The sequence below is a fragment of the Frankia sp. CcMO1 genome, from assembly GCF_977945845.1.
In genome coordinates this window covers 1-5,338 of the sequence record NZ_CDWTMG010000288.1, presented here as the reverse complement: position 1 = coordinate 5,338, position 5,338 = coordinate 1, and the positions used below count along the sequence as shown (strand labels likewise).

At 72.0% G+C, this 5,338-nt stretch carries 3 protein-coding genes and 1 pseudogene; 3 read left to right on the top strand and 1 reads right to left on the bottom strand.

Annotated features, from left to right (window positions below):
- The 3 genes and pseudogenes from AC08OU_RS22175 to AC08OU_RS22165 form a co-directional block, all read left to right on the top strand.
- Positions 1-333: pseudogene (locus AC08OU_RS22175) on the top strand (lysine 6-monooxygenase); the annotation flags it as partial.
- The gene (locus AC08OU_RS22170; protein ID WP_476602025.1) at positions 330-2,498 is read left to right on the top strand and encodes an IucA/IucC family protein; all 2,169 of its coding nucleotides are present in this window, start codon (positions 330-332) and stop codon (positions 2,496-2,498) included. The pseudogene AC08OU_RS22175 and the gene AC08OU_RS22170, both read left to right, overlap by 4 nt.
- Before the next feature lie 11 nt (positions 2,499-2,509).
- Complete coding sequence (locus AC08OU_RS22165; protein ID WP_476602026.1) at positions 2,510-4,117, top strand: glutamine synthetase family protein; 1,608 nt, start codon at positions 2,510-2,512, stop codon at positions 4,115-4,117.
- Here the strand turns inward: AC08OU_RS22165 and AC08OU_RS22160 are convergent.
- The coding region (locus AC08OU_RS22160; protein WP_476605689.1) for an MMPL family transporter at positions 4,077-5,338 on the bottom strand (1,262 nt) is incomplete at its 5' end. The genes AC08OU_RS22165 and AC08OU_RS22160 overlap by 41 nt on opposite strands.

Below are 5,338 nucleotides of genomic sequence, written 5' to 3'. Positions count from 1 at the left end.
CAGATCCGCTTCCGCGTCGACGCCCGGTACCGGGTGGCGACCGACGCCGGTCTCACCGGCCGTGTCTACGTCCAGAACGCGGAGCTGCACACACACGGCGTCGGGACGCCCAATCTCGGCCTCGGCGCCTGGCGCGCCGCGGTCATCCTCGACGACCTGACCGACGGCGACGCGTACCGGCTGCCGTCGCCGTCGGCGTTCACGACCTTCGGGGTCCCCGCCCGGTCGGGCCAGCCGGACGGGAATGGCCAGGCCGCCGGCGAGCGGATCGCGCGGCCGCGCGATCCGGCCCCGGTCGAGACGGCCAAGACAGCCGGAACGGTCGGACGTTGACCACGTCATGGTCCGCGCCGCCGCCCGCGGCACCGTCCCCGGGGCGGACCGGGTCGGCGGACCGATGGCGGCAGGCCGGCCGTGCCCTGCTGGCCAAGCTCATCGCTGAAATGGCCTACGAGGAGCTACTCAGTCCGCAACCCGACGAGCCAGCGGATGCCGCGGCCGGGCCGGCGGGCTCCCCGGGCGGGCCGACACCCACCGCACCGGCGCGGACGAGCGACCTCACGGTGCGCGGCGTGGCCCCGAACGGGCGCAGGCACCCCCCGATCGGACGGGGTCCCATCCAGGGTTACCGGCTCCGAGCCGCGGGCGCCACGTACGCCTTCACCGCCCGACGTGGCACATTCGGGTCCTGGTGGATCGATGCCGCTACGCTGACCCGCTCGGTTACGCCGCCCGGCCCGGATGGCAGACCCCCCGAACCGGGCACCACACCGACCGTTCCGGGCACCGCACCGGCGGACGACCCGATCCGCTTCCTCCAGGACATGCAGGTCCTGCTCGGCTGGTCCGACCCGGTCCTCGCCGACGTGGTACGCGATCTGCTCGCCACCCAGGCCGCCGATCATCATCTACTCGGAACGGCGATTCCCGCGGTGGATCTCGCCAATCTGCCGTTCGTCGCGCTCGAGGGGCACCAGACCGGCCATCCCTGTCTCGTCGCGAACAAGGGACGGCTCGGTTTCGGCGCGGCCGCGGCTGTCTACACCCCCGAGGCACGCCGGCCCTTCCGACTGCGGTGGGTGGCCGCACACCGCGCGATCGGGCGGTACAGCGCCAGCGCCCCCGAGGCCAGCGCCCCCAGAACCAGCGGCCCCGGGGCCATCGACCTTTCCGGACAGGGCTCGTCGACCGCGCCTGACCTGCTCACCACGGAACTCGACGAGCAGACCCGCACCCACTTCACCGATGTGCTCCGCCGGGCCCTGCCAGACGATCCACGCCGGCCGGGCCCCGCGCCCGCCGCCGGACCACCCGCCGGTACGACGATCGCCGACTATATCTGGCTACCCGTCCATCCGTGGCAGTGGGAGAACGTAATCGTGCCGCTCTATGCGGCTGAGATCGCCACCGGTCTGCTGGTCCCGCTGGGCGAGGCACCGGACCGGTACCTGCCCCTGCAGGCGGTGCGCACCCTCGCCAACGTCGACCGGCCGGACCGGCGGAACGTCAAGCTCGCGCTGATGATCCGTAACACGCTGGTGTGGCGGGGGATGTCGGCGGCTGACGCCATCGCCGGACCGGCGATGTCGAGCTGGCTGCTCGGGCTGCGCGACGCGGATCCCTTCCTGCGCGATGTGACCCGGGTTCTCCTGCTTCCGGAGGTCGTCGGCGCCACCGTCCGGCACCCGGCCTACGACGCCGTCCCCGACGCGCCCTACCGCCTCCACGAACTACTCGGCGTGCTCTGGCGTGATCCGGTGGAGCGGTTTCTCGACGGCGGGGAGCGGGCGCGCAGCCTCGCGTCCCTGCTGGCGGTCGGCTCCGACGGTCGGGCAGTCGTCGCCGAGCTCGTGGCCCGCTCGGGCCGGCCGGCACACGACTGGCTCGCCGCGCTGTTCTCCGCCCTCCTGCCGCCGCTGCTGCACTACCTGTACCGGTACGGCGTGGCCTTCACGCCGCACGGCGAGAACGTCCTGTGCATCTTCGATGCCGAGGAGATGCCCCGCCGCATAGCCGTGAAGGACTTCGGCGCGGACATCGAACTGGTGTCCGGCGAGTTCCCCGAGCGGCGGGAGATGCCACCGGAGGCGGTCGAGCACTGCCGGCGGTGGCCCGGCCCGGTCCTGGCCCACTCCCTGCTCTCGGCGGTGTTCGCCGGGCACTTCCGCTTCTTCGCGGTGCTCGTGGCGGATCATCTCGACGTGGGCGAGAACCAGTTCTGGCGGCTCGTGCGGGCGACGGTCGACCGGTACCACGCGAGGTTCCCGGCCCTGCGGGAGCGGTTCACCTCGATCGATCTCCTCGGGCCGGCGTTCGGTCGGGTCTGCCTGAACCGCGAGCAGTTCGCGGGCGCCGGGTTCCACGATCGCGCCGACCGGGACGGAGGCTTCGACCTGATGCACGGCGAGGTCGCGAACCCCCTGCACGACGTGTCCACCCTCACGACGGGCCCGGCACAACCGGCAGCCCCGACGGAACCGGCGCCGCCTACGGTATGAACGGAGAACGCATGACATCGTCGCCGGTTCCGACCCCACCATCGGCCCAGGTTCCGGCCCATCCCGACCCCCCGGGCCCGCCTGAGCCACCTGAGCCAACCGGGCGGCCCGCACCGCGGGTCCAGCCCCGCCCGATCGGCCCCGGGTCATCGTCCGATCAGGCGGTCGGGGAGAACGCAGCCGGCCGGGGAGTGCTACGTGACCTGCTGGCCGGAGCCGAACCAGTCGAGGAGATCATCGTCGCCACCGTCGACCTGCAGGGCCGGCTCGTCGGCAGCGCCGTGTCCCCGGAGCACTTCACCGGACCGGTGCTCGCCGACGGCCTCGGCGCCTGCACTTACCTGCACGCCGTTGACGTCGACATGAAGACCGACGGAGGCTACCCCCACTCGCCCTGGTACGACGGCTTCGGTGATCTACGGCTACAGCCCGACCTCACCACGTTGCGCCGCGCACCCTGGCATCCGTCCGACGCGGTGGTGTTCGCGGACGCGTTCTGGCCGGACGGGTCCCCGGTGGACGTCGCTCCCCGTGCCGTGCTGCGTCGACAGCTCGACGCGCTCGCCGACTCCGGTCTGACCGCCTTCGCCGGGACGGAGCTGGAGTTCCTGGTCTTCCGCGAGTCCTACCGTCGAGCTGCGCGGCGCTCCTACACCGATCTCACCCCGGCCAGCCGTTACAACATCGACTACGCGCTTTCCGGCACGGAAGGACTGGACGATCTGGTCCGGCGCATCCGGCGGGCGATGGCCGGCGTCGGGGTGGCGGTCGAGTCCGCGCGCGGGGAGGTCCATCCGGGGCAGTTCGAGATCGTGTTCCGGTATGCCGAGGCGCTGCAGGCCTGCGACAACCACACCCTCTACAAGACCGCCGCCAAGAAGATCGCCGCGGCGGGCGGGCAGGCCCTGACCTTCATGGCGAAGTACGACGGGGGCGAGGGGAACTCCTGCCACGTTCATCTGTCCCTGCGCGGGACGGGCGGGGCGTGTGTGTTCGCGCCGTCCCCCGAAGGTGAGGGGGCGCTCGTCCGGCACCCCGGCTTGGCCCCACCGAGCACCGCACCCCCCGGTTTCCCACCCCCCGGCTCTCGCGACGACACCGCCGGGATGTCCGCGCTGATGTGCTCGTTCGTGGCCGGGCAGCTCGCCTGCATGGCCGATTTCGCGTTGCTGTACGCACCCAACGTGAACTCGTACAAGCGCCTGGCGCCGGGCTCCTTCGCTCCGACCGGAATCAGCTGGGGACGCGACAACCGGACCTGCGCCATACGGGTGGTCGGCGACGGGTCGGGGCTGCGCGTCGAACATCGGGTGCCGGGCGGTGACGCGAATCCCTACCTCGCCGTCGCCGGGATGATCGCGGCCGGCCGTTACGGCATCGAGCACCGTCTCCCGCTCGAACCCGGACGGATGGGCAACGCCTTCACCATGCCGGACCTGCCACGGCTGCCCGCGACGTTGCGGGAGGCGGTGGACGGGTGGCGGGCCAGTGCGGTGGCCCGGGCCGCCTTCGGTGATCGGGTCGTCGCCCATCTGGCCCATGCGGCCGAAGTCGAGCTCGCCGGCTACGAGCGGACCGTCACCGACTGGGAGCGTCGGCGCGGCTTCGAACGGTTCTGACCCCGGCCTGCTCCGGGACGGAGTATTCGCGCAGTCCGAACCGCTGATACAGAGTCCGCAACGGGCCAGGGGCCCACCAGTTGTAGTCGCCGGCCACCCGCATGAAGGCGGGGACCAGCACCCCTCGGATGAGGGTGGCGTCGAGCACGATCGCGAGCGCGGTGGCGATCCCGAACATCTGGATGAACCGGACCGACGAGGTACCGAACGCGACGAAGGTGACGGCGAGCAGCGCGGCGGCGGTGCTGACGATCCGCCCAACCCGGGCGAGCCCGGTGGCGACCGCTTCGGTGTTGGGCGCGCCGGCGTCGTGCGCCTCCTTGATCCGGGAGAGCAGGAAGACCTCGTAGTCCATCGAGAGCCCGAAGGCGATACAGAAGAGCAGGACCGGCATGGAGGTGTCCAGCGGGCCGGGGGTGAAGTCGAGGAACCCGGACAGGTGGCCGTCACTGAAGATCCACACCGAGGCGCCGAACACGGCGCACATCACCAGCCCGTTAAGCACGATGGCCTTCACCGGTAGCAGCACGCTGCCGGTAAACAGGAACAGCAGCACAAAGGTCGCCAGCGCGATCAGCCCGAGGGCGACCGGGAGACGGTCGGCGATCGTGGTCTTGCCGTCTACCAGGACGGCGGATGCGCCACCGATCAGCACACTGGTCCCCACGGGCGCCGGCACCGCACGCGCGGCCCGGACGAGAGCCTGCGCCCGGTCCGACGCATAGTCCACCGCGGGCACAACCTGGAGGGAATCCGCTCCGGCGATCGCGAACCGTCGGCTGGCCGGACCGGACGGTACGACCCGGCGCCCATCGATGTGGGACCCGAGGGCGCTATCGACCCGGGCCACGTCCGGCAGTTCGGACAGCGCGGTCGCGTAGGAGGCGAGCGCGGACCGGTCGATCATGCCCGGCCCGGCGGCCTGGACGACGACGTCGAGCGCGCCGCCGATGTCGGCGGCGAACGCGCCCCGCAGGGCATCACCGACGATCCGGCTGTCCGCCGAGCCCGGCTTCAGCACCCGGTCGTCCGGGGTGCCGAAGTTCACGTGCAGAAAGGGCGCCCCGAGGACGAGCAGAACCGCGATCACCGGCAGGCCGGTGAGTACCGGGTGGCGCATCACGGTGCCGGCGACCTGACGCCAGAACGGCGAGTCGGCCGCCTCGCGCACCACGACGGGCGCCGACCCCACGGGCGCCGGCCCCGCCGCGCCCGCGGACC

Bases quoted from the DNA above. Each gene is read 5' to 3' on its own strand.
- AC08OU_RS22165 (WP_476602026.1), top strand. From the start codon at position 2,510: ATGACATCGTCGCCGGTTCCGACCCCACCATCGGCCCAGGTTCCGGCC.